Here is a 20,384-nt window from a genome sequence, read left to right as displayed (position 1 = left end):
TTGTTTTTACGAAATAAATTTTGATACAAATGCCCTCGTCAATAAAAAAAGTAAACAACAATGCATTTTCTGGTTTTAGTTAACCAGCCGCTGGCGCTGGCTTATAGCCTGCTGTCCAAAAGAGAGAACCAACACCTTACCGGCGTAAAAGGACGGCTAATCAGGCTGATCGCCATAGTCTTTGTGTATGGCGGCGCAATGATGGCAGCATCGTTATCCACACTCGCTGATTCGTCCTCGCCGCCAACAACTCCAACGGCTGAAACGCCGGCCACAGATACACTAACTACACCCAATACCACTTTCGGGGGAAATTTCTGGTCCCGTCCAAAGCTTACCGGTCATTGGGGAGGGCTGCGCGACCAATGGGCTAACCGGGGGCTCACGGTGGATTTAGATGCCACTTACACTTTCCAAGGAGTAGCCGGTGGAGGGCTTGAAGGACCGTTGTTTCAGCAATTCTCTGATGAAGATGATACTGGTCATACCGGCTCCGGAGACCTGGTGTTGAAACTGGATACGGGCAAGGCTGGTTGGTGGCCGGGTGGATTCTTTAAGGCAAGACTGGGGGGACGCGCTGGAACCTCTGTGGTGCGGCGTGCCGGCACCGTCTCGCCCATCAATAACGACGCCGTGTTTCCTAACGTCGAGGACCGTTTCGATGAAGAGGTAGGAGCCCTAACCGAGCTAACGTTTACCCAGTTCCTGAGTGAAAAATGGGGGTTTTTTGGGGGCCTGCTTAACACCCTTGATGGTGATGCCAATGAAATCGCCGGATCTGCCCGCTCCAACACCCATTTCTTGAACCTCGCCTTTCTGATGTCACCGGTAGAAGCTGCTTCTACCCCCACTGTAACCTTGGGTGGAGGGATGATCTTTTTACCCCAAAAAAACATTACGGGGACTTTATCCGCCTACAATAGCGAGGAGGCTGCTGGTGAGAATCCCTTTAAACGGGATGAAGGGACAAGCCTCTCCACCGAATGGAGTGTCCAGCATACCTTAGGCGAGCGCCCCGGTGGGCAAGTTTTCGGGTTTCTCTATGGGATTAACAGGAACCGCCTTGAGATTGCTCAGGACCCTCGGGTCTTCATTGGGAGTATTTTGCAAAATCAGTCGATTCCTTCGACTGATAGTGACACCTGGGCATTTTATTACAATGCCCATCAATATCTCCAAGGAGACTCCAGCAAGGGCTGGGGTTTATTTGCTCGGTTCGGAGTTTCCGATGGCGATCCAAATCCCGTGAAATGGCATGGAGCCGGTGGATTAGGAGGCAAGGGATTATTCCCAAGCCGCCAACAGGATAGGTGGGGTGCTGGCATGTACTATGTAGGCATGAGCGATGCAGATCTGCTACGTGGTTTGGGGGTGGGCAATGAGATCGGGGGCGAGATTTTTTACAATATTGCGATGACACCCTGGTTCCATGTCACCCTCGATGCCCAAATGATCGACTCCGCCCTACCCCGTACCGATACCACTTGGGCCTTTGGCCTAAGGACTGCCTTAAACTTTTAAGGAAATAATAAATATAATTTTACCTGCACCCAAGCCACTTGGCTAAATCTTCCATTGCTTGTAGATTCAACGCCAAAATAATCCGAACTACACTAAACCCCCGAGTGCCATGAGAAAAATGAAAACCATATCCCCACAAGTCGCTGGTCTGGCGGCCTGCTGTTTTATACTGCTATCCTTCTCCCTATTCGCTGCGGAATGGCCCGACAGATCCCGCTTGCCGATTCCACTTTCCCCATTCAAAGGCAAGATCGGCGAGAACTACAAAGTTTCCGAAATGGACTGGCAGGAACCGGTCGCCGCGCCGGAAGGAGCGCCCAACGTGGTCGTCATCATGCTCGATGATGTTGGGTTCGGCCAGACGAGCACCTTCGGTGGCCAGATTCCAACCCCGGCGCTGGATCAACTCGCTGCCGAGGGATTGAAATACACGCGCTTCCACACTACGGCGATCTGTGGTCCGACCCGCGCCGCCCTGCTGACTGGTCGCAATCACCATGTCGCTGGCAATGGGTACTTGATGGAATGGGCGACGGGCTTCCCGAGCTACTCGACCCTGATTCAGAAACAGACCGCCACCATCGGCCGGGTGCTCAAGGGCAATGGCTATACCACCTGGTGGTATGGAAAAAACCACAACACACCCGATTGGGAAACCACTGTGGCGGGGCCATTCGACCGTTGGCCGACCGGGCTGGGATTCGATTATTTCTACGGATTTAACGCGGGTGAAACCGACCAATACTATCCGGTACTCTTCGAGAACACGACGCCGGTTGAGCCCGACAAGACTCCAGAGGAAGGTTATCATCTGCTCACAGACATGGCCGACCGGGCGATCTCGCGGATGAAGTTCTCCGAGTCGGTCGCGCCAGAGAAGCCATTCTTCATGTATTTCGCTCCCGGCGCGATGCATGCCCCGCACCAGGCCCCGGCCAAGTGGCGCGAGCCCTTCAAGGGAGCCTTTGACGAGGGCTGGGATGTTTACCGCGAAGCCATCTTCCAACACCAATTGGAAAGCGGTCTCCTGCCCAAAGGCACGAAGCTGACACCGCGCCCCGATTGGATACGTCCTTGGGACACCCTCAATGACACCGAGAAGAAGGTCTATGCCGTGTTAATGGAAAACTACGCAGCCTACATGGCCTTCACCGATCACGAGGTCGGCCGTCTGCTCGATGCGATCAAGGAACTTCCCGATGCTGACAATACCATGGTGATTTATATCGTCGGCGACAATGGTGCCTCCTCGGAAGGCGGCCCCAACGGAACGTTTAATGAAATTGCCGCGCTCAACGGCGTGCAAACCCCGTTGGAAGATCTCATTCCCCTGCTCGACACCGTCGGTCAGCCGGGCTCCGAGCCGCACTACCCCATGGGCTGGGCCTGGGCGGGCAACGCTCCCTTTCAGTGGGTAAAACAGATCGCTTCCCATCTCGGCGGGACACGCAACCCAATGGTCGTGAGCTGGCCCGCGAAAATCAAGCACGACGACAAGCCGCGTGAGGCATTTTTGCATGTGATCGACGTGTTCCCGACCGTGCTCGAGGCAGCCAGTCTGCCAATGCCGAAATCCGTAGACGGCGTCGAGCAGAAGCCGCTTGAAGGCGCTTCCTTCCTCGCCAGCTTCACGGACCCGTCCTTTGAGGGTAGGAAATCGCAATACTTCGAAATCCTCAGCAACCGCTCCTTCTACGAAGATGGCTGGAAGGCGAACGCCCAGCACACGCTACCATGGCGCCAGGATCTTGCCCCGGGGAATTGGGATAAGGACCAATGGGAGCTCTACTACCTGCCCGATGACTTCTCTGAAGCGATGAACCTGGCCGACAAGAACCCGGACAAGCTCGAGGAACTGAAGGCGAAATTCGCCCTGGCTATGGAAGAATTTAACGTGCTTCCGCTCGACGACCGCGGCGCAGCCCGCCTCGCGGTTCCTAAACCCGGTGTTCCAGGGGCCGACCCGGCAGGAAAGGTCTTTACCTACTATGAAGGTGCCACCCGCATTCCGGAAAGCGCGGCACCTTCGATGAAGAACCAATCGTGGACTCTGACCGCCAAAGTGAAAGCGGAGGGAGACAAAACCAACGGCGTCGTTCTCGGCTATGGCGGGCTTGCCGCTGGCTTATCCCTCTATCTCGAAAAAGGCGTGCCGGTCTTCGTTTACAATTACTTCGGCGACGATACAAAACTGAAGGGTTCCGCGCCGATCGACGGCAAAGCTACCCTGGTGGTTGATTTCGCCTATGACGGCGGCGACAAACCGGGCGCTGGAGGAGTGGTTACGTTTTCCCAGGACGGGAAACTACTCGCTCAGGAGAGCTTGAAGTCCACGGTCCCAGGTCGCTTCGGCATCGATACCTTTGGCGTCGGCGAGGACACCGGACAGCCCGTAACTCGTGACTACCAAGCACCTAATAAGTTCACGGGTGAAATTGAGCAGGTGACCGTTGAAATGAAATGATGACAATGCTTGTATTGCAATGTTTAGATGGTGGCGGTCGCCCAGCTTGTGGCGACCGGCCAATACCAGTGCTCCAAACACTGCGCCAGGGGGTTAAACAGCACGGGCCGGGATAACGGGCAGTGCTCCCTCGATGGATTGACCCGCAAGGGCGGGATAAACTTCGAGATAACCGAGCAAGGAAACCTTTACAGCCTTCGGCCTGTGGCCAAAGCCAACCCTTCTCCGCTGGGGTCAAACATTGGGGACTATTTTTATGCGGCCCTCGCGCTCGATGCGCTGTTTCACTTCGCATCGCCGCTCGGGGGTCGCTCAACATCTATGTTTAGCTGCGAGATAAGAAAATGAAACTTTCACCAATAAAATTTATTGCGCTCAGTGCATCCTGCATGATCGCCCTGCACAGTGCGGGAGCTGTGGCTCAGGAAGGTCGACCGGGAGTGACCGCACCACAACTTAATCTACCCTATGCCGAACAAAAATACCGGGGTAATGTCGGTACCACTTACCTGAATTCCGATGCACCGCAATTCCCCAAGCAGGTTGCGGCACCCGAAGGTGCGCCCAATGTTCTCCTGGTGCTGCTTGATGACGTGGGCTTTGGCCAGTTCTCTGTCGCCGGCGGTGGTGTGCCTTCGCCAAGCATGGAGGCGCTCGCTGAGGAAGGCGTTTTCTTTAATCGCTTCCACACTACAGCCGTGTGTTCATCTACACGCGCAGCGCTACTGACCGGGCGTAACCACCACGTGGCGGGTACTGGCAACATCACTGAGGTCGCGACGGGTTATGACGGTTACACTGGGGTTATCCCGAAAGATACCGCCACTTTTGCCGAAATTTTGCGCATGAACGGCTACATTACCTCCTGGATCGGCAAGAATCATAATACGCCCACTTATGAAACCAGCGCGATGGGGCCTTTCGATCACTGGCCGAATAATCTTGGGTTCGACTATTTCTACGGCTTCATGGCGGGCGACACTAGCCAGATCAGACCGTATCTGTATGAAAACCAGACTCCGGTAGGACAGCAAACTGACGACGATTACTATCTCAGTGTCGATTTGGCAGATCACTCCATTCAATGGTTACAGCAGACTGAAGCGATTCAGCCCGATAAACCATGGATGATGTACCTTGCTCCCGCGGCCACTCACTCGCCACACCAAGCGCCAAAGGAAATGATCGCGAAGTTCAAAGGAAAATTTGATGGTGGTTGGGATGAGTACCGTAAGGAAACGCTCGCGCGCCAAATCAGGATGGGAGTTGTTCCTAAAGGTACCAAGCTCACTAAACGCCACGACAGTTTGCCCGCCTGGGACAGCCTTTCGCCCGATGAGAAGAAACTCTCAGCCCGAATGATGGAGGTCTTCGCCGCCTATGGTGAACACGTCGATCAACAGGTCGGTCGGGTACTTGACTATGTGAAAACGCTCCCTGACGCTGACAATACGCTGATCATCTATATTATCGGCGATAATGGCGCATCCTCCGAAGGTGGTATCCCCGGCACCCTGAACGAGAATGCTTTTTTTAACGGCGTGCAGATGCAAACCGAAGACATGATGCCTTTTATCGATGAAATCGGCACCTCCAAGCACTTCAACCACTTCCCCGCCGCGTGGGCCCATGCGATGGATACGCCATTCCAGTGGGTCAAACAGGTAGCCAGCCATCTGGGCGGCACAAGAAACGCGATGCTGGTGAGTTGGCCCGCCAAATACGACAATGGCGGCGAAGTACGCAGTCAGTTCACCCATGTCATTGACGTGGCCGCGACCATCCTCGACGCCGCTGGAATTGAAGAGCCACGCAGCGTTAATGGGACCGCGCAGAAACCGATAGAAGGCCGCAGCTTCCTTAGCGTTCTGGCCGATAAAGACGCTGCAGAGATCCGCACAAGCCAGTATTTTGAGATGTTCGTGAATCGCGGTATCTACAAAGATGGGTGGTGGGCAGGCGCTCTGTCATTTACACCATGGAACCCGAACCGGGGCGCGTTTGACCCACTGAGCGCACCTTGGGAACTTTACCATCTGGAGGAAGATTTCTCCCAGGCGAATAACCTCGCCAAGGAGAAGCCGAAGAAACTAGATGAGATGGTCAAGCTCTGGTGGGCCACCGCGTCTAAAGAACAGGTTCTACCGCTCGACTGGCGGGGTTCCGAACGTTTCAGCGCTGAACTGATGGGCAAACCCAATCTGGCTGCGGGACGTTCTGAGTACATCTACCCCGTGCCCATTGTGGGGCTTCCCGAAGCATCGGCGCCCGATCTGAAGAACAAGTCCTTCACCATCACCGCCAAGATTACCATCGACGATAATGCCAACGGCATGATCTTTACTCAGGGTGGTAATACCGGTGGCTGGGGCTTCTATCTGCTCAACGGTAAGCTGGTCGCAACCCATAACTATCTTGATATCGCACGTTACACAGTGGCCAGCGATAAATTGATCGCCGCCGGTGAGCACGTGGTCAAGATGGAGTTCGACTATAAAGGCAAGGATAAGGAAGTTGGCAAAGGTGGTACCATCACACTGTTCGTTGACGGTCAACGAGTCGGCAAGGGCAACGTAGAGAAAACCGCACCGATGAAATACTCTCTGTCAGAAAATCAGGACATTGGTACAGATACCGGCACGCCGGTTACCTATGACTACCGCGAGCCTTTTGACTTTCAGGGTACGCTTGGCGAAGTTGTTGTTTCCTTGAAATAATAGACATCGTAAGAAACTCGATACACGCTCAGGCCGGCATCTTGCCGGCCTTATGTTGGTGCTTTTCACAGGCTTAAGGCGCACCTTTGCCACGGCGGCGGCCCCCCTAGATGTACCGGGCTATGCCGTGAAGGCCCTACTGAACCACAAAAATAGCAACGATGTGACGGCGGGCTATATCGTATCGGGCACCCATGCAGAAGATTACCGACTTCACGCTTAGAAAAGGCGGCTTGCGGGAAGGGGCTAGCGTGGTGAAGTTTAGGCAGCACGGATGACCAGGCGCGAGAAGTTGCTAGAGGCTATTTGCACCAATCCCAAAGCAGTCCGGTTTGAAGATGCCTGCCAGGCCGCTAAGCACTTAGGCTTTATTCATCATGGCGGGAAAGGCTCTCACAGGGCATTCAAACGAAAGGGGGAACCCGTGCAGCTTAACTTCCAAAACCGCCAAGGGAAGATTCCACCTTATCAGGCGCGGCAATTGATAGCGATGATACGCAAGTACGGAGGCAACCGATGAAGTATCTAATTGAGATTTTCTGGAGCGATGAGGACAGCGGCTATATTGCGCTTGTACCCGACCTGCCAGGCTGTAGCGCATGGGGAGCAACGCCGGAGGAAGCTACCCGAGAAATTCAGGACGCTATGACCGCATGGCTAGAGGCTTGCCAGCAGTCGGGGGAGCCCATACCGAAGCCTGCCGCCAAAGCAAGGCACGTAGCTTAGGACTTTATTTAACCGTTTTGGCTTTTTACCGATACACGGCCAGAAGGGCTTAGCGGTTTTTAATTGCCACTAGCAGATTGAAGCAAATCACCCTATGTTGTTAAGGAAGGTTTTGAGTTACGCCCTGAAACGAAGCGGCCCTAGCGAGTATTGGCGTACTCCACTAGGGCCTAACTATAGAACTTTGAGGATCTCTAAATGGCTGCTTCTAATATTAGCAAAGAAACTCCTTCCTGTAATCCACCCCTTCAACTTATCCCAAAAGGAAACTACACTATAAGATTGGCATGAGGTTTGCTTATACCGTTCCCCGCGTGCGTGGGACAGCCGGTTGGGGGTAAAACCGATTCACACCACGCATTTACGCGGGCAATTTCCCTAAGCGGACTTCTTTATGTAAGTCGCTGATTTTATATGGTGGGCCATCAAGGACTCGAACCTTGAACCAACTGATTAAGAGTCAGCTGCTCTACCAATTGAGCTAATGGCCCCAAAACCCGCTATAATTACCTACTTGTGCCTCCTTGCTCCTATTGGAAAAAAGCATAGGAAACAATTGCCAGATTTGGGGTGAGCGATGGGATTTGAACCCACGACCACAGGAGTCACAATCCTGCGCTCTACCAACTGAGCTACGCCCACCATAAAAGCCAATAATTATACCTCAGTTACGGGATAAAATGCAGTCTTTAACCGTATACATGGTGCTCCTGGTAAGATCCGAGTCTACTGCCCACGGCTTAAGAAGGCCCCCCTTTTCAACCAGAAAAGGCGTATCACCATTCACAAAAACCAATAATAATCAATTATTTATATTAAATATCTAAACTGTCTTATCGCTAGCAAAAACGAATTTTCATGGCATATAGTAAAGATGCTAAATTCTTAAAAGCGACGCCATTACTAATTTCAATTCGCTCAACTCGCTTTTAATTATGGCAAAAATAAACGGCTAAATATAGCCTTTAGTTGTGCTTGCGCAACCAAGCAGGAACAGAGACAGCGAATTGCTAGACATTTGAAGAAAAAAGCCCAAGTTTACGGTTCTCTCTGCCTGAGTTAGTTGAAGAGGACGCCTACCCTGTCGCGCTCATCGTGGCGGCGCGGGAGACCGGATTAGAGGAAAACACCTTCCCCGCCACCTTCGAGCAAACCGGTTGGACCTGAACGCAGGTGCTCAATACAAAGTATTTTCTAGCGTAGGAAGGGGGGGCTATAGCTGAAAAAGGAAGCAAGACTTGGCAGGAATCTCTTTAGGGGAGTGTAGGTGGCGAACGAAAAACGTTTAAAAATTATTGAGCAAGGTGTTGAAATCTGGAATAAGTGGAGGAAAGAGAACCAGAGGGTGCCGCGGCCTGATTTGAGAGAGGCGAATCTATCCGACTCAGATCTTATCGACGCAGACCTCCCTGGAGCGATATTTAGAGTAGCCAATCTCACGGGGGCGGATCTCACTAGGACGAATATTACCGGAGCTAACTTCACCAGAACATGCCTCAGTAACGCACACTTTAACGATACCAAACTTTGTCAGGCCAACTTCTATAAAGTTAATCTCTCCGAAGCAGAACTTAATGGAGCGAACATAGAAGAAGCTACGCTGGTCGAAACAGATTTATCAGAAGCCACGCTCACCGATTGTAGTATTTATGGCATCTCCGCCTGGGGGATTAAACTGGCTAACGTTAAGGAACAATCAATTTAGGCAGCCAATACGTCGAGTAAGAGCGCATGTCACGCCGTCACATGGTTATTCTAACCGGGCTACTTACCTTCTGCTCGGTACTGTTTTCCCTAGCACTAGTCTACTTACCAAATCAGCAGTTCGTTGTTATTTCTCTGGTAATACTTGTTGTCGTCGTAGCCATGTATCAAGCTTTTTACACCCATCAACCTTCTCCTTCCGCAGATAAAAACTCCTCCGAACGCAACCGCCGCCAAATGTTAAAGAAAGTAAGGCATGACTGGATTCAAGGCGTATTGGAACAATCACTTTACCATGTGGCACGCATTGAATTGGAACTGGAAACGAAACCAGAAGCGGCCATCTCCCTCTGGAAGTCCGTCGTGCAGCGCCCAGTTCAAGGCCCTCAACTCTTGCCACCAGGGACATCTATCAGCCAGGTCTTTAAGGAGGGAAATCAGCAATCGCTACTTATCTTGGGGGAACCCGGCACAGGAAAGAGCACTTCATTATTAGAATTGGCTCGTGATTTGCTGAACCAAGCAGAAAAAGACGCCTTTCCCTATATTCCAGTCGTCTTTAATTTATCCTCCTGGGCCGTTCAACCGCGTCCCTTGGCAGAGTGGTTGGTCGAAGAATTAAGAAAAGATGGCATCAACCCGCCAACAACACGGCCTCATCCCACTGGTGGTATGCCGCCGAGTCATAGATTATGAAGAACTAGAAGTTGCTTTGCACTTGCCAAAGGCCATCTATATACACCCTCTTTCCCGCCCACAGGTAGAAAATTATTCGACGAAGGCCGGAAAGCCTTTAGAGGGCGTGCGCATCACCTTAGATAACGATTCGACCTTATGGGAGCTGTTGAAAACTCCACTCATGCTCGATGTGGCAGCTTTAACCTATCAGAATCCCACAGCGTTTGTCTTGCGCTTTCTACTTTGGCGTTACAACTATGCTCCCTTGAACTACGTTCATTTCCTGGATTATGCTGCCGAGCGATTATTCCTACGCAAAGTCGGTGGTGGATATATTTTCATTCACCGTATGCTACTGGAATACTTTGCTTCACGGGAGCCGGAGGTGGGGAAAGCAAGGCCATCCTAATATTATAAAGCGGCGAAATGTGCAGCAACAAATCTGGTATCGCAAAACCGTCGCCTTGAGGTTAGAGAGGCTGAGAATCAGGAGCTATGTTATTGATTAATATGGCGCGCCCGGTAGGATTCGAACCTACTACCCTCGGCTTAGAAGTCTGCTCCCTCTCAATAATCGTTAATATAATCCAATACTTACCCGCTTGTCAACTGACACAATTTCAGCTTGTAGTGTGTCATAAAAGGGGTAGGAAATAGTTTCCGATCCAAGTGTGCTCTCTATTTTAATCTCAAATCGGTTTAAATATTAAGGCCACCGGTCTTGTTTCTTTGGAAGGTGGGTAGGGGGGCAAAGTTGATTCCTTCAGTTCGGCAGGGAGCCTGTTTACGGAATTATTGCAATTTTACAAAGGCGCAAAGGGTTGTTTTGTGATTACCTATCCGGTCTATCTCCTGACTGGTTAGCGTCTGCTGCCCGTGTAGATCAATTATATTACAATGTAATACATTCCTGCTATCTATCCATTGCTGAATAGTTCTAGCTGTATATCCGTATAGATTGTATGGTTATTCATAACAGCTTCTGGTTGAATGATCTAAAACCCTTGCTATAGAAGCCTCCATATCTTAAGAATGGCTATATGAGCCTGTCAGGTGCCTTAGAATTGATTTATGCCTTAAATAGGTGTACCTAGTAGGTTGATATGGGTAAATGGTATAAGTGCTCTATAATCGCCAATATGGAAGCCTTATTACTACCTGTGCCGAAAAACCGGCTGAACTAATATCCAATTCTTTCAGCTATATGCTTAAAGCCTTACCGCCAGAATCCGATAAAGGGTTTAATCATGCAACCTGATCCCACAGGAGGAGCAATAAACATTATGGCTAGAAGAGACCCCGCTTCCCCTTTTCTGGATATCCGCGTAGGGGCGCAGTACTTAGCTGACAAATATCCTGAAAATTTAAAAGAAAAACCCATTACCACCGTGAGCCTACCACCTTTCAAGTGCTCTCTTATCGGGCTGATTTAGGGATCAAGAATAACTTTTTTAACTCCATGGTGGATTCCCTTAAGATAGCCATGTCTTCTGATCCTAAAATGACTCGCTTTGCCCTGAATATGCAAAAGCGCAGTGATCTAAGAGAAGCTAATCCTAATGCTTATTACAAGGACTTAAAGCTATCCAGCAATAAACGCTTTCCCACTGCTGAGGGGAAAATAGGAGGAGCATTAGGAGACGGGGCCGAGCAAGTGGGGCATATGGCAGATCCAATTGTGCTCCTTAGTCTTGGGCTTATTATCTATGGTATCAGGAAGTTAAAAATACGGGATAGAATTGCAAGAGCCAAGCGGATTTACCGGATATGGAAGAAAAAAAAGAAATCAAGTCGGCTGCCTATTACAATCCAGATAAATATTGGAACTAAAAATTAAGTATTTGATTCTATTGTAGTAATTCTTTAAAAACTGTTCCAGTAATGAGATAGTTCTATATCTATCCGGCGGATCTCTCTCCCTCCTCAAGAGGGAATGCTGAGATATAGTCATTTCATTGAATTATAAGACAATATAAGTTGGTCGATTGTTGTGTTTTGAGGGATGGATTTTCTCCTTTTTTTCATGGCGCCGAATGTTTTTTCTATGGGGTTAAAGTCTGGCGAGTAAGGCGGCAATGGTATGACCATGTGATAAGCCGGCGCCACGAACTTCTGAATACGTTTATGCTTGTGGAAGCTGGCGTTATCCATGACGATGATGGTGGGTTCATCCAGCTTTTTCATCAGGCATCGCTCAATCCATGTTTCCACAAGAGCTGCTGTACATGAGCCTTCAAAAAGGATGGGAGCCAGCCATTTTTTCTGACGTCCCGATGCATTGTGACGTTGCGCCATGATCAGATTGGTTCTGCGCTTGCGTTTTCCGCTCACAAGACCAAGAATTTTTTGCCCCTTTGTTACCCAGCCCATATCTCTATAGCAAGGCGCATCAAAGCCAGTCTCATCAATGTAAATCAGGTTCTTAAAGCCCCTCATGCGATGCTCGGCGCGGAGCTTTTCCAAATACTCCTGCCTTTTCATAGTACAGCGCTCGCTATACCCGCGCTCTTTTTTTTACGATGCCCAAGCGCTTGAGCGCATAGTGCATTCCGCTCACAGCAACGCCAAAAATCTCAGCACGCTCATGCAAGAACATATCGGGATGGTCCTTAACATGTTTCTTTAAAGCCTCTTTATCAATCTTGCGATCTCTCGAACCATGAATTTTCGGGGTTAAATCTTCCATATCAAGCCATCTGTATAGAGTAGAGCGGGAAAAACCGAAAAGACGGGATGCTTCAACCTTACTGCCGCCGTTTTTTATGTACGAGAGCGCGGCCTCTCTCAAATCAAGTGAATAAGTCATGCTAAAGCATAACATGTCCCATAATTAAATGAAATAACTATAGAAAATATATTTGGCTACGCCAAACTTAAATCCGTTAGAAGTCCCCATTGTTCATCAAGGCCTGCGTAAATCCAGGCTATAGAAAGGGTAACCCCCTACCTACTAAGACAAGGAGCAGCCATAAAAAACTAGGAATTTTCAGATGAGATTAAATTGAACTAAACAGCCGACGCAAATTTGATGCTAGAACAGAAAATGCTCAAAAGCTTGAAATTCACTAAAGAGATGGATCTTTATTTGACAAAAAGCCCGTTGTTCATCGTAGCCTTAACGCTTGCTTACACTGTACAATCCACTGAACAGACCCACCATCTCATTTTTTTAAGTAGCCGGGCAAACAAGTTTAAATTAGCGGGTACCATAAACTACAATGGTCTTACCTTTAGCCCAAATCGAACCCTGCTGCTGTAGCTCTTTAAGCACCCTTCCGGCCATCTCCCGGGAGCAGCCTACGATTCGGCTTATCTCCTGCCGAGTAATGCGAATCTGCATACCATCAGGATGAGTCATGGCATCGGGCTGCTGGCACAGATCCAGCAATGTTCGCGCAACCCTGCCGGCTACATCCATAAAGGCTAGATGACTAACCTTACGATTAGTTTCCAGAAGGCGCCGAGTAAGTTGACGGCCAAGAGCGAGCAAAATTTGATGATAATGCTCTGCCAGCGGTCCTTGGGATAAATACCGCAATCGCTCATAGGTGATCGCCGCTAACTGGCAAGGAGTTCGGGCCCGTATGAGCACACTCCGATTCTGAATCTCAGCGAATAACCCCATCTCACCGATAAAATCTCCCTGATTAAGATAGGCCAAAATAAGCTGGTTTCCTTCCTCGTCTTCTATATAGACGGTTACGGAACCCTTGCGAATGTAATACAGCGTATCCGCTGGGTCTCCAGGACGAATAATAGGTGCCTTGGCAGAAAGATTCTTAATATGACAATACTCAAGGAAACACTCGATGGAATCTTGGCTCGCTAGGGGCAAGTTCTCTCCCATAGTAGTCCTTTCTAACATAGACCCAATCATGATTCAGATCTCTTATCCTAAGTGAATTCAACCTATAATAGTATTGGCAACAATAGGAACATCTTTAATTACCCTGGAGTTATCGTTTATGAAAGCCCGTATTAAATGGATCGAGGAAAGCAGTTTTACCGGCCAATCAGGAAGTGGCCACACCATAGTGATGGATGGGCCTCCCGAGAGCGGCGGACACAACCGGGGCGTTCGGCCCATGGAAATGCTCCTGCTAGGATTAGGTGGCTGTACCGCCTTTGATGTTGTGCAAATTTTACAGAAAAGCCGGCAATCTATTACCGATTGCGTGGTAGAAATTGCGGCCAAGCGGGCGGAAAGCATACCCAAAGTATTTACCCATATTCATGTCCATTTTAAGGTTTCTGGCCACGAACTTAAAGAACACCATGTCCAAAGAGCCATTAAACTCTCTAGCGAAAAGTACTGCTCCGCTTCTATCATGTTGGGTAAAGCCGCTTCTATTAGCCATGATTACGAAATCATTGATATTGACTAGTTTGAAGACAAACCCAATCTATTCCCAAAATAAGATAATGGGCTTGTATTAGCAGTCGCCGTAATGGTAGAACTTAAATTTATAAACAATTTTTGAGAGGATAGCGACTGTTGAATCAACCTCCAGTGACGGCCGGTCTGCGCCATGTGGCCTTATTCGTAAACGATCTTGATGCCTGCGAAAATTTCTACGTAGAACTCCTTGGGATGCGAGTCGAATGGCGTCCAGATCCAGAGAATGTGTATCTTACCTCGGGAAACGACAGTCTAGCGTTACACCGAACACCTCCGGATCAGCTCCCGAAAGGGCCACAAAGATTGGATCATATAGGCTTTGCTATTCATACTCCTGAGACAGTAGATGCTTGGTATGAGCATCTTAAGGCCCAGCATGTTCCCATAAAAACAACGCCGCGTACCCATCGGGATGGCGCACGTAGTTTCTACTGTACTGATCCCGCGGGCACAATCCTGCAGTTTATTTACCATTCCTCTTTTATTGCAAAATAGGGGATAATGCGCGGCCCGCTAGAGTAATTAATAATAGCATCATTAGCCAGCCAGAAGGAAAGGGACACCAGCGATGACCCGTGCCTTTAACAAAATTAAGTTACATGGTTTCAATAATTTAACCAAGACGTTGAGCTTCAATGTTTATGATATTTGTTATGCCCAAACATTTCAGCAACGCCGGGAATATATTGAATATATCGATGAAGAGTACAATGCTGAGCGGTTAACCCGCATCCTCACTGAGGTTGCCGAAATTATCGGCGCTAACATCTTGAATGTTGCCCGGCAAAATTATGAACCCCAGGGGGCCAGTGTGACCATGCTGATTGCTGAGGATGAGACGGAGATACATCAGCAGTTTACCAACGCGGAAGAACCGGGACCTCTACCAGAAAGTCTCGTCTGTCACTTGGATAAGAGCCATCTTACCGTCCATACTTACCCGGAGAGTCACCCGGAAAATGGGATTAGTACATTCCGCGCGGACATCGATGTTTCCACTTGTGGCCGGGTATCGCCATTACGGGCTCTAAATTATCTTATTCATAGTTTAGAGTCGGATATCGTCACTATGGATTATCGAGTCCGGGGCTTTACCCGCAACGTATATGGAGGAAAGCATTTTATTGATCATGCCATCAACTCCATTCAAAATTTCATCGCAGAAGACACCAAGGAACGGTATCATATGATCGACGTGAATATTTATCAGGAAAATCTCTTTCACACTAAGATGATGCTTAAGGATTTTGAGCTTGATGATTACCTATTTGGAGGAAATGCTTCTGACCTTGCCTCCCAGGAGCAGCAAACAATTGCTGATCGAGTAAAGAACGAAATGCTGGAAATCTTCTACGGTAAGAATATACCCCATCCCGATATTGAATCCTCTCGGAGATAGTTTTATCCGACACTAAAAAATAGCTATCTATTAATCGCGCCTTTTAAACTAAGGACCCTAAACTATTCGATCTGAATCTTCCATAATGATCTCAATAATTTCAGCCAAGCGGTCTATTAAAGCAGGATCGACATTATTATCCTCCGTATTTCGAAGCTGGGTAAATACTTTTTCTAATTTTTTCCGCTGCTGCTCTGGGAGAGAGCGGGCGCTGGCGGTTTCAGTTGCGTTATCAAGGCTAAGAATATCCCGTTGAGCATGAGTCCGGCGGGTTACGGCTGCATGATGATAAAGCGCCCGTCCCAACACGACATAGGGAAAATTAATATTGCCGGCGGGCCCCACCCGCAATTCTGTTCCGCCCAGTGGCAATCCTAGCATTTTAACGTCCGAAATACGGTTATAAGAGAACCAGGCCGAGGCCCCTCCCACCATAGAACCAATAGTAGCCCCCAGTAACAGAGAGGTTCCACCCACTGCTAGATCGACACCCGAACCAACCAAGGCTCCACTCGCCGCACCCGTGGTAAGGAGCTGACGCCGTTTTAGGCCCCAAATATTCCAGCTGTCAAGAGAAAACAGATCCTCATCGAGTACTTCAATTTCTTTTTCCCGGCATTTTAATTCATGGTAATCATAAATATCTTCAATGGCACGCCGGCCTTTTTGCTCAAGGCTGCGTAGCTTTGCTTGATACTTTTGAGTTAAGGATGCTTTATGAGATGGGGCATCTTCTTTGGAGGATAACCGTTTGGTCACGCTAAGCACTATCATTCCGGCCAGCATCTCCGCGATACATGAAGCACTCCGCTGGCGCCGAGCACGGCGGTCTTCTTCTAGCGTTTTTACTGCCCGTCTTAACGGAACCCGCCACTCCTCTCGCAATTGCCCAAAAGCCTTGAGCAATTCAAGACGCTTGTGAAACTCTGCCGTAACCGCATTAAATACTCGCACAATCCTAAAATATTGGCTTAACGCAGCACGCCACTCTTCAATATAACTATCTTGACCAATCATATTGATAAGGGCAATGCTAGGCTGGCCGGTCCATTGGAGAATTTCCATTTCAGCTTCATATTCCTCGCCATAGGGGCGAGAGCCATCAATAACGTACAAAATGCCTGCCCCTTCCATAAGAGGTTCAAGCAGTTCACATTCGTCGACGAATTTACCCGTATTGCGATGAGATTCTACAAACTGGCAAACAACCGCAGTTCTTTCTGCCGCCGTTGCTGCCCGTGCTTTCATCCATGCCAATACTTGTCGTGCCCGCTGAAACCCTGGTGTATCCACCAAAATATACTGCACTTCACCATCCACCTTCATGGGAAAATGACGACATTTAGCGGTGGTACCAGGTATCAATGAAATTTGGACTGAATCGTCCTGAGCAAGCGTAGCTACAATACTCGACTTGCCCTTGTTAGGATGACCCACCACCGCAAATACGGGAGCGGACATTAGCTTGCCTCAAAATTCAATGGGCGAAAATCAAGCTGAGGATCTCCCAGACTTTGCAGCTTTTTCCGCCAAATATCTAAATCGCTGGAATCGGCAGAAACCAGATTTCCCTTATGGTTGAGCGCCAACGGAATTACGGTAATTAATCGCTGCGGACCCAATGCAGAACGAAGCGCTTCTAAAAAATCTAATAAGTCCAAGAGAGGAGGCTCCCATGATTTCACAGCAACCACAATAGCCATCGTGTCCTCCGACGCTTGCAATTTTCCGATAACACGCTGATCTTGCTCAATGGGGCTTTTACCACCCGCATGGAGTACCTGATCGATCTTTACCGCCATGGCCACCCGCAGCGCGTTTTCTAGCTGGTTTTCAGCCAAATTAATCCCAGCCCAATTAACAAGATACCCCTTAACCCCGGCGAAATTCTCAGTATGAAAAGATGATACTACCTCTGGCATAGGTACTGCTCTTGCCTCAGGTTCTACCGCTGTTGTTTCAACCATCGCATGATTCATCCGATCAAGAACCTGAGTAGCTCCTGGCGCATGGATAAAAGCATTGTTTAGTGCTATATTAAGGCGCCAGCGAGCAAAAGCTAATGTAAAAAGCCGTGGCAGCAAACCATAAAAAATAATCGCCAGAAGCAGAAATTGCCACCACTGACCTAGGGTGGAAGCATCTTTAGGCTCTAACTTCATCGCATTTGGTAAAATACCTTCGTCAAGACGATAAAACCGGGTTACTTCAATGAGATTGGCGGAAGGAACGGCACTCCCAAGCCAATCGCGCCACGGCCAGGCCAATTGCTGTACCCACCAATGAAATTTTTCAGCCTGAAACGCTAATGTCGTACTCCATCCAAAGGCTAGATCAGAAATCGTAACTAGATAAAGGCAACTGAATAATGCGCCCACGTTGAAAGCCACGGCAAATACCTGAGAGAGCTGCAATATTAACCATTTTTTTACCCGGCCATAAGTAATATGGTGCGCCTTTTGGCGGCCCAAAATCGCCTCAAAGGCTAAGCGGTAATCTGGCGATAAAAACCGTGCAATTGTGGGCGCTAACCGCCCCGGACTCAGCACACCAAAAAGATCCTGCAATGAGCGTGCTCCAGGGATAAAACGGAGGATATTCTGGGGCAGAGCCATAATAGCAGACATCAGTAAAAGCAGTATTTGGAGTCCCACAAATACTGCCAATACGTTAACCACATTGACTGGCTGCGTACCGTCATAGGCAAACACCCCCAATGCAGTTATCCAACCGGCAGTAATCCCGAGAAAAAACAACACCAGGGTAATTAAGCGAAGAGTTTTAACGGCGTTATTACCAGGGAGATTCTGTTTGTCCTCGGCAACTCGCCATAGCCATTGGCGAAGCTGGCTCCGGGGCTTATTGACAAGATGTTCCAACTCTCGCCCAATACTACGATCACGGTGGCGCAGATCGCCAGACTCCATGGTAGCATCCAAATCCATTTGTGCACTGAAATCCACTAAATCAGCGAGGATCGAACGATGATGGGTTGCCTGTTCCATAAAACCACGGTTTCTTGCTCAATTAAGGTGACTGGGTCCCTATTCTAAGAGGGAATATAATATTTAAACACGGGTTACCCGCTTCTGACGAATTGCTTGGGTATGATAATTTATGATATTTGTTTGGCAGAACTAAATTATCGTTTATACCCACTTTAATAAACAGCAGGCTAAGCCAATAAATATGGCTATTGAGTAACAGAGCAGAGGAAGGCAAAATTTCACAGATATGAAGGTATCAGTGTAGCATACTTAGCGGGTTTGACGATATTTAGCCCCAAAAAATTCCTTTTCATAAGTTATGATGCTCCCAAACTCATGCCTAGTAATGGTAAGCTGGTATAATCAGATCATGCTATTATGCTCGATTGAGCGGACCACAGCAAAGGAAGAAAAGCCTAAATTATGGGCAAGGATAACAAGCAACAGACGGTTTCAGACCAAACCCAACCACGGCTACAAGTGGAGGGACTCGCGGGCCGCCGTGGTGAACGATTACTCTTTCAGAACATGAACTTCACCGTTGACGCGGGAGAAGTGCTTGAAGTTTCTGGCCACAATGGCTCAGGCAAGACCACCTTACTGCGCCTGTTGTGCGGGTTGTTATTACCCGAAGAAGGTACACTCCAGTGGCGTGGGCAACCGATCAATAAAATAAGACCTCTGTATCACAGCGAACTTTCCTATGTGGGCCATACCGATGCCATTAAGGGAGAGCTGACCGCCCACGAAAATCTTATGATAGCAGGAGCGCTTAACGGGGGAGGCATAGATCCGGAACAGGCGCTAGAGCGCGTTGGTTTAACTAAAATACGGGAACTCCCCGGCCGATTTCTCTCAGCGGGACAACGTCGCCGTCTAGCATTAGCCCGCCTATTAGTCAACCGGGCATGGTTGTGGCTTCTGGATGAACCCTTTACCGCTTTGGATAAAGTGGCTATACGGACCATCGCTACTCTACTAGAGGAACATGCCGCTGCAGGAGGAATGGCGATTTTTACCAGTCATCACGCCATCAATATTGCCCATGCTCGAACCTTAGAAATCTCTGCTTAGACACCTCTATGACCAGCTTAGCCCTACCGATGAATGCATCCACCCTCTCCCATGCCTGCTGGTGGCTCACTAAACGCGATCTCTTATTGGTCCTTAGACACCGCAGCGATGCCGCCAATCCACTCCTCTTTTTTCTCATGGTAGCCAGTATTTTCCCGCTCGGTATCGGGCCGGAGACCGGAGTACTACGGCAAATTGCACCCGGTATCATCTGGATTGCAGCCTTGCTTGCCACCCTGCTCTCTTTGGAAGCCATGTTCCGTTCAGATTTTGATGACGGCAGTCTAGAGCAACTTATTCTAAGCCCCCATCCTTTGCCTATACTGGTACTTGCCAAAATCTTTGCGCACTGGCTAGCTACCGGACTGCCATTGATTTTGCTCGCCCCCCTTTTGGGGTTAATATTTGGTATTTCGGGTTGGCCCCTGGTTGTCTTATTGATAACTCTCCTGGTAGGTACGCCCGCCCTCAGTTTAGTAGGAGCCGTGGGGGTGGCCTTAACCGTAGGATTAAGGCGGGGTGGACTATTACTGACCCTGCTATTACTCCCCCTTTATGTTCCCATCTTGATCTTCAGCGCTGGCGCTGTAGAGACGGCGGCCCAGGGCCTGCCCGCCGATGGGCAGCTTTATCTCCTTGGCGCCTTATTAGTATTGGCCGCAACCTTGGCACCCATCGCCACTTCGGCCGCCTTATGTATCCGAATGAGCTAAAC

The 20,384-nt window shown here is 49.2% G+C and carries 20 protein-coding genes and 2 tRNA genes; 15 read left to right on the top strand and 7 right to left on the bottom strand.

Going from position 1 to position 20,384, the window contains the following annotated elements:
- The first annotated feature begins 60 nt into the window (after window positions 1-60).
- From NWAT_RS04115 to NWAT_RS04090, 6 genes are all read left to right on the top strand, one after another.
- Window positions 61-1,521, top strand: coding sequence for a carbohydrate porin (locus NWAT_RS04115; protein ID WP_013219888.1), 1,461 nt, complete (start codon window positions 61-63; stop codon window positions 1,519-1,521).
- Window positions 1,522-1,639: 118 nt separating this feature from the next.
- The gene (locus tag NWAT_RS04110; RefSeq protein WP_157679796.1) at window positions 1,640-3,985 is read left to right on the top strand and encodes an arylsulfatase; all 2,346 of its coding nucleotides are present in this window, start codon (window positions 1,640-1,642) and stop codon (window positions 3,983-3,985) included.
- Between the two features lie 344 nt (window positions 3,986-4,329).
- Window positions 4,330-6,702, top strand: coding sequence for an arylsulfatase (locus tag NWAT_RS04100; protein WP_013219886.1), 2,373 nt, complete (start codon window positions 4,330-4,332; stop codon window positions 6,700-6,702).
- Between the two features lie 52 nt (window positions 6,703-6,754).
- Complete coding sequence (locus NWAT_RS15955) at window positions 6,755-6,925, top strand: site-specific integrase (RefSeq protein ID WP_232420203.1); 171 nt, start codon at window positions 6,755-6,757, stop codon at window positions 6,923-6,925.
- A 51-nt stretch (window positions 6,926-6,976) separates the two neighbouring features.
- Entirely contained in the window at window positions 6,977-7,222 is a 246-nt protein-coding gene (locus NWAT_RS04095; RefSeq protein WP_013219885.1) for a type II toxin-antitoxin system HicA family toxin, read from the top strand.
- Complete coding sequence (locus NWAT_RS04090; protein ID WP_013219884.1) at window positions 7,219-7,428, top strand: type II toxin-antitoxin system HicB family antitoxin; 210 nt, start codon at window positions 7,219-7,221, stop codon at window positions 7,426-7,428. The genes NWAT_RS04095 and NWAT_RS04090 overlap by 4 nt, the downstream gene beginning before the upstream one ends.
- Before the next feature lie 415 nt (window positions 7,429-7,843).
- Here the strand turns inward: NWAT_RS04090 and NWAT_RS04085 are convergent.
- Together NWAT_RS04085 and NWAT_RS04080 are read right to left on the bottom strand one after the other, a co-directional pair.
- A tRNA-Lys gene (locus NWAT_RS04085) sits at window positions 7,844-7,919 on the bottom strand.
- Window positions 7,920-7,994: 75 nt separating this feature from the next.
- Window positions 7,995-8,070: transfer RNA gene (locus NWAT_RS04080), tRNA-His, on the bottom strand.
- 625 nt (window positions 8,071-8,695) lie between these two features.
- On the opposite strand from NWAT_RS04080, the gene NWAT_RS04075 reads away from it, so the two are divergent.
- From NWAT_RS04075 to NWAT_RS04060, 4 genes are all read left to right on the top strand, one after another.
- The gene (locus NWAT_RS04075; RefSeq protein WP_013219883.1) at window positions 8,696-9,133 is read left to right on the top strand and encodes a pentapeptide repeat-containing protein; all 438 of its coding nucleotides are present in this window, start codon (window positions 8,696-8,698) and stop codon (window positions 9,131-9,133) included.
- A gap of 26 nt (window positions 9,134-9,159) precedes the next feature.
- A complete protein-coding gene (locus tag NWAT_RS04070) occupies window positions 9,160-9,828 on the top strand; it encodes a hypothetical protein (protein ID WP_157679794.1) in 669 nt (222 codons plus the stop codon).
- The gene (locus tag NWAT_RS04065) at window positions 9,761-10,219 is read left to right on the top strand and encodes a hypothetical protein (protein ID WP_157679792.1); all 459 of its coding nucleotides are present in this window, start codon (window positions 9,761-9,763) and stop codon (window positions 10,217-10,219) included. Before NWAT_RS04070 ends, NWAT_RS04065 begins: the two co-directional genes overlap by 68 nt.
- 1,074 nt (window positions 10,220-11,293) lie before the next feature.
- Window positions 11,294-11,647: a hypothetical protein gene (locus NWAT_RS04060; protein ID WP_157679790.1), complete on the top strand. Its 354-nt coding sequence runs from the start codon at window positions 11,294-11,296 to the stop codon at window positions 11,645-11,647.
- Between the two features lie 110 nt (window positions 11,648-11,757).
- Here NWAT_RS04060 and NWAT_RS04055 read toward each other — a convergent pair whose 3' ends face one another.
- The 3 genes from NWAT_RS04055 to crp all read right to left on the bottom strand — a co-directional run bounded on the left by NWAT_RS04055 (window position 11,758) and on the right by crp (window position 13,657).
- Entirely contained in the window at window positions 11,758-12,291 is a 534-nt protein-coding gene (locus NWAT_RS04055; protein WP_013219491.1) for a transposase, read from the bottom strand.
- A gap of 13 nt (window positions 12,292-12,304) precedes the next feature.
- A complete protein-coding gene (locus NWAT_RS16935) occupies window positions 12,305-12,616 on the bottom strand; it encodes an IS630 transposase-related protein (protein ID WP_013220071.1) in 312 nt (103 codons plus the stop codon).
- 390 nt (window positions 12,617-13,006) lie between these two features.
- Window positions 13,007-13,657 (bottom strand): cAMP-activated global transcriptional regulator CRP, encoded by a 651-nt coding sequence (gene crp / locus NWAT_RS04045; RefSeq protein WP_013219879.1) that lies wholly within the window; start codon window positions 13,655-13,657, stop codon window positions 13,007-13,009.
- A gap of 118 nt (window positions 13,658-13,775) precedes the next feature.
- Here crp and NWAT_RS04040 point away from each other — a divergent pair, with 118 nt between their 5' ends.
- From NWAT_RS04040 to speD, 3 genes are all read left to right on the top strand, one after another.
- Window positions 13,776-14,195, top strand: coding sequence for an OsmC family protein (locus tag NWAT_RS04040; RefSeq protein ID WP_013219878.1), 420 nt, complete (start codon window positions 13,776-13,778; stop codon window positions 14,193-14,195).
- 110 nt (window positions 14,196-14,305) lie between these two features.
- Window positions 14,306-14,704 carry a VOC family protein gene (locus tag NWAT_RS04035; RefSeq protein WP_013219877.1) on the top strand — a complete coding sequence of 133 codons (399 nt, stop codon included), beginning with the start codon at window positions 14,306-14,308 and terminating at the stop codon, window positions 14,702-14,704.
- Between the two features lie 73 nt (window positions 14,705-14,777).
- Window positions 14,778-15,608, top strand: a complete 831-nt coding sequence (gene speD, locus NWAT_RS04030; RefSeq protein WP_013219876.1) for an adenosylmethionine decarboxylase — start codon at window positions 14,778-14,780, stop codon at window positions 15,606-15,608.
- 57 nt (window positions 15,609-15,665) lie between these two features.
- Here speD and NWAT_RS04025 read toward each other — a convergent pair whose 3' ends face one another.
- Window positions 15,666-17,069, bottom strand: a complete 1,404-nt coding sequence (locus tag NWAT_RS04025; RefSeq protein WP_013219875.1) for a DUF3482 domain-containing protein — start codon at window positions 17,067-17,069, stop codon at window positions 15,666-15,668.
- Window positions 17,069-18,613 (bottom strand): DUF2868 domain-containing protein, encoded by a 1,545-nt coding sequence (locus tag NWAT_RS04020; RefSeq protein WP_013219874.1) that lies wholly within the window; start codon window positions 18,611-18,613, stop codon window positions 17,069-17,071. The genes NWAT_RS04025 and NWAT_RS04020 overlap by 1 nt, the downstream gene beginning before the upstream one ends.
- Before the next feature lie 405 nt (window positions 18,614-19,018).
- Between NWAT_RS04020 and ccmA the strand changes: the two genes are divergently transcribed.
- Window positions 19,019-19,669, top strand: a complete 651-nt coding sequence (gene ccmA, locus NWAT_RS04015) for a cytochrome c biogenesis heme-transporting ATPase CcmA (protein ID WP_013219873.1) — start codon at window positions 19,019-19,021, stop codon at window positions 19,667-19,669.
- 8 nt (window positions 19,670-19,677) lie between these two features.
- On the top strand, window positions 19,678-20,382 hold the full coding sequence (gene ccmB, locus NWAT_RS04010) for a heme exporter protein CcmB (RefSeq protein ID WP_013219872.1): 705 nt from the start codon (window positions 19,678-19,680) through the stop codon (window positions 20,380-20,382).
- The last annotated feature ends 2 nt before the right edge of the window (window positions 20,383-20,384 follow it).

It is taken from the genome of Nitrosococcus watsonii C-113 (assembly GCF_000143085.1).
GTDB lineage: Bacteria > Pseudomonadota > Gammaproteobacteria > Nitrosococcales > Nitrosococcaceae > Nitrosococcus > Nitrosococcus watsonii.
This window is presented reverse-complemented; position numbering and strand designations above follow the sequence as displayed.

Excerpts from the sequence above, each read along its gene's own strand:
- crp (WP_013219879.1), bottom strand. The coding sequence starts at position 13,657 with ATGGGAGAGAACTTGCCCCTAGCGAGCCAAGATTCCATCGAGTGTTTC.
- NWAT_RS04115 (WP_013219888.1), top strand. The coding sequence starts at position 61 with ATGCATTTTCTGGTTTTAGTTAACCAGCCGCTGGCGCTGGCTTATAGC.
- NWAT_RS15955 (WP_232420203.1), top strand. The coding sequence starts at position 6,755 with ATGTTGGTGCTTTTCACAGGCTTAAGGCGCACCTTTGCCACGGCGGCG.
- NWAT_RS04020 (WP_013219874.1), bottom strand. The coding sequence starts at position 18,613 with ATGGAACAGGCAACCCATCATCGTTCGATCCTCGCTGATTTAGTGGAT.
- NWAT_RS04055 (WP_013219491.1), bottom strand. The coding sequence starts at position 12,291 with ATGAAAAGGCAGGAGTATTTGGAAAAGCTCCGCGCCGAGCATCGCATG.
- NWAT_RS04025 (WP_013219875.1), bottom strand. The coding sequence starts at position 17,069 with ATGTCCGCTCCCGTATTTGCGGTGGTGGGTCATCCTAACAAGGGCAAG.
- NWAT_RS04040 (WP_013219878.1), top strand. The coding sequence starts at position 13,776 with ATGAAAGCCCGTATTAAATGGATCGAGGAAAGCAGTTTTACCGGCCAA.
- NWAT_RS04095 (WP_013219885.1), top strand. The coding sequence starts at position 6,977 with ATGACCAGGCGCGAGAAGTTGCTAGAGGCTATTTGCACCAATCCCAAA.
- NWAT_RS04110 (WP_157679796.1), top strand. The coding sequence starts at position 1,640 with ATGAAAACCATATCCCCACAAGTCGCTGGTCTGGCGGCCTGCTGTTTT.
- ccmB (WP_013219872.1), top strand. The coding sequence starts at position 19,678 with ATGACCAGCTTAGCCCTACCGATGAATGCATCCACCCTCTCCCATGCC.
- NWAT_RS04070 (WP_157679794.1), top strand. The coding sequence starts at position 9,160 with ATGTCACGCCGTCACATGGTTATTCTAACCGGGCTACTTACCTTCTGC.
- speD (WP_013219876.1), top strand. The coding sequence starts at position 14,778 with ATGACCCGTGCCTTTAACAAAATTAAGTTACATGGTTTCAATAATTTA.
- ccmA (WP_013219873.1), top strand. The coding sequence starts at position 19,019 with ATGGGCAAGGATAACAAGCAACAGACGGTTTCAGACCAAACCCAACCA.
- NWAT_RS04090 (WP_013219884.1), top strand. The coding sequence starts at position 7,219 with ATGAAGTATCTAATTGAGATTTTCTGGAGCGATGAGGACAGCGGCTAT.
- NWAT_RS04065 (WP_157679792.1), top strand. The coding sequence starts at position 9,761 with ATGGCATCAACCCGCCAACAACACGGCCTCATCCCACTGGTGGTATGC.
- NWAT_RS04060 (WP_157679790.1), top strand. The coding sequence starts at position 11,294 with ATGTCTTCTGATCCTAAAATGACTCGCTTTGCCCTGAATATGCAAAAG.
- NWAT_RS16935 (WP_013220071.1), bottom strand. The coding sequence starts at position 12,616 with ATGACTTATTCACTTGATTTGAGAGAGGCCGCGCTCTCGTACATAAAA.
- NWAT_RS04100 (WP_013219886.1), top strand. The coding sequence starts at position 4,330 with ATGAAACTTTCACCAATAAAATTTATTGCGCTCAGTGCATCCTGCATG.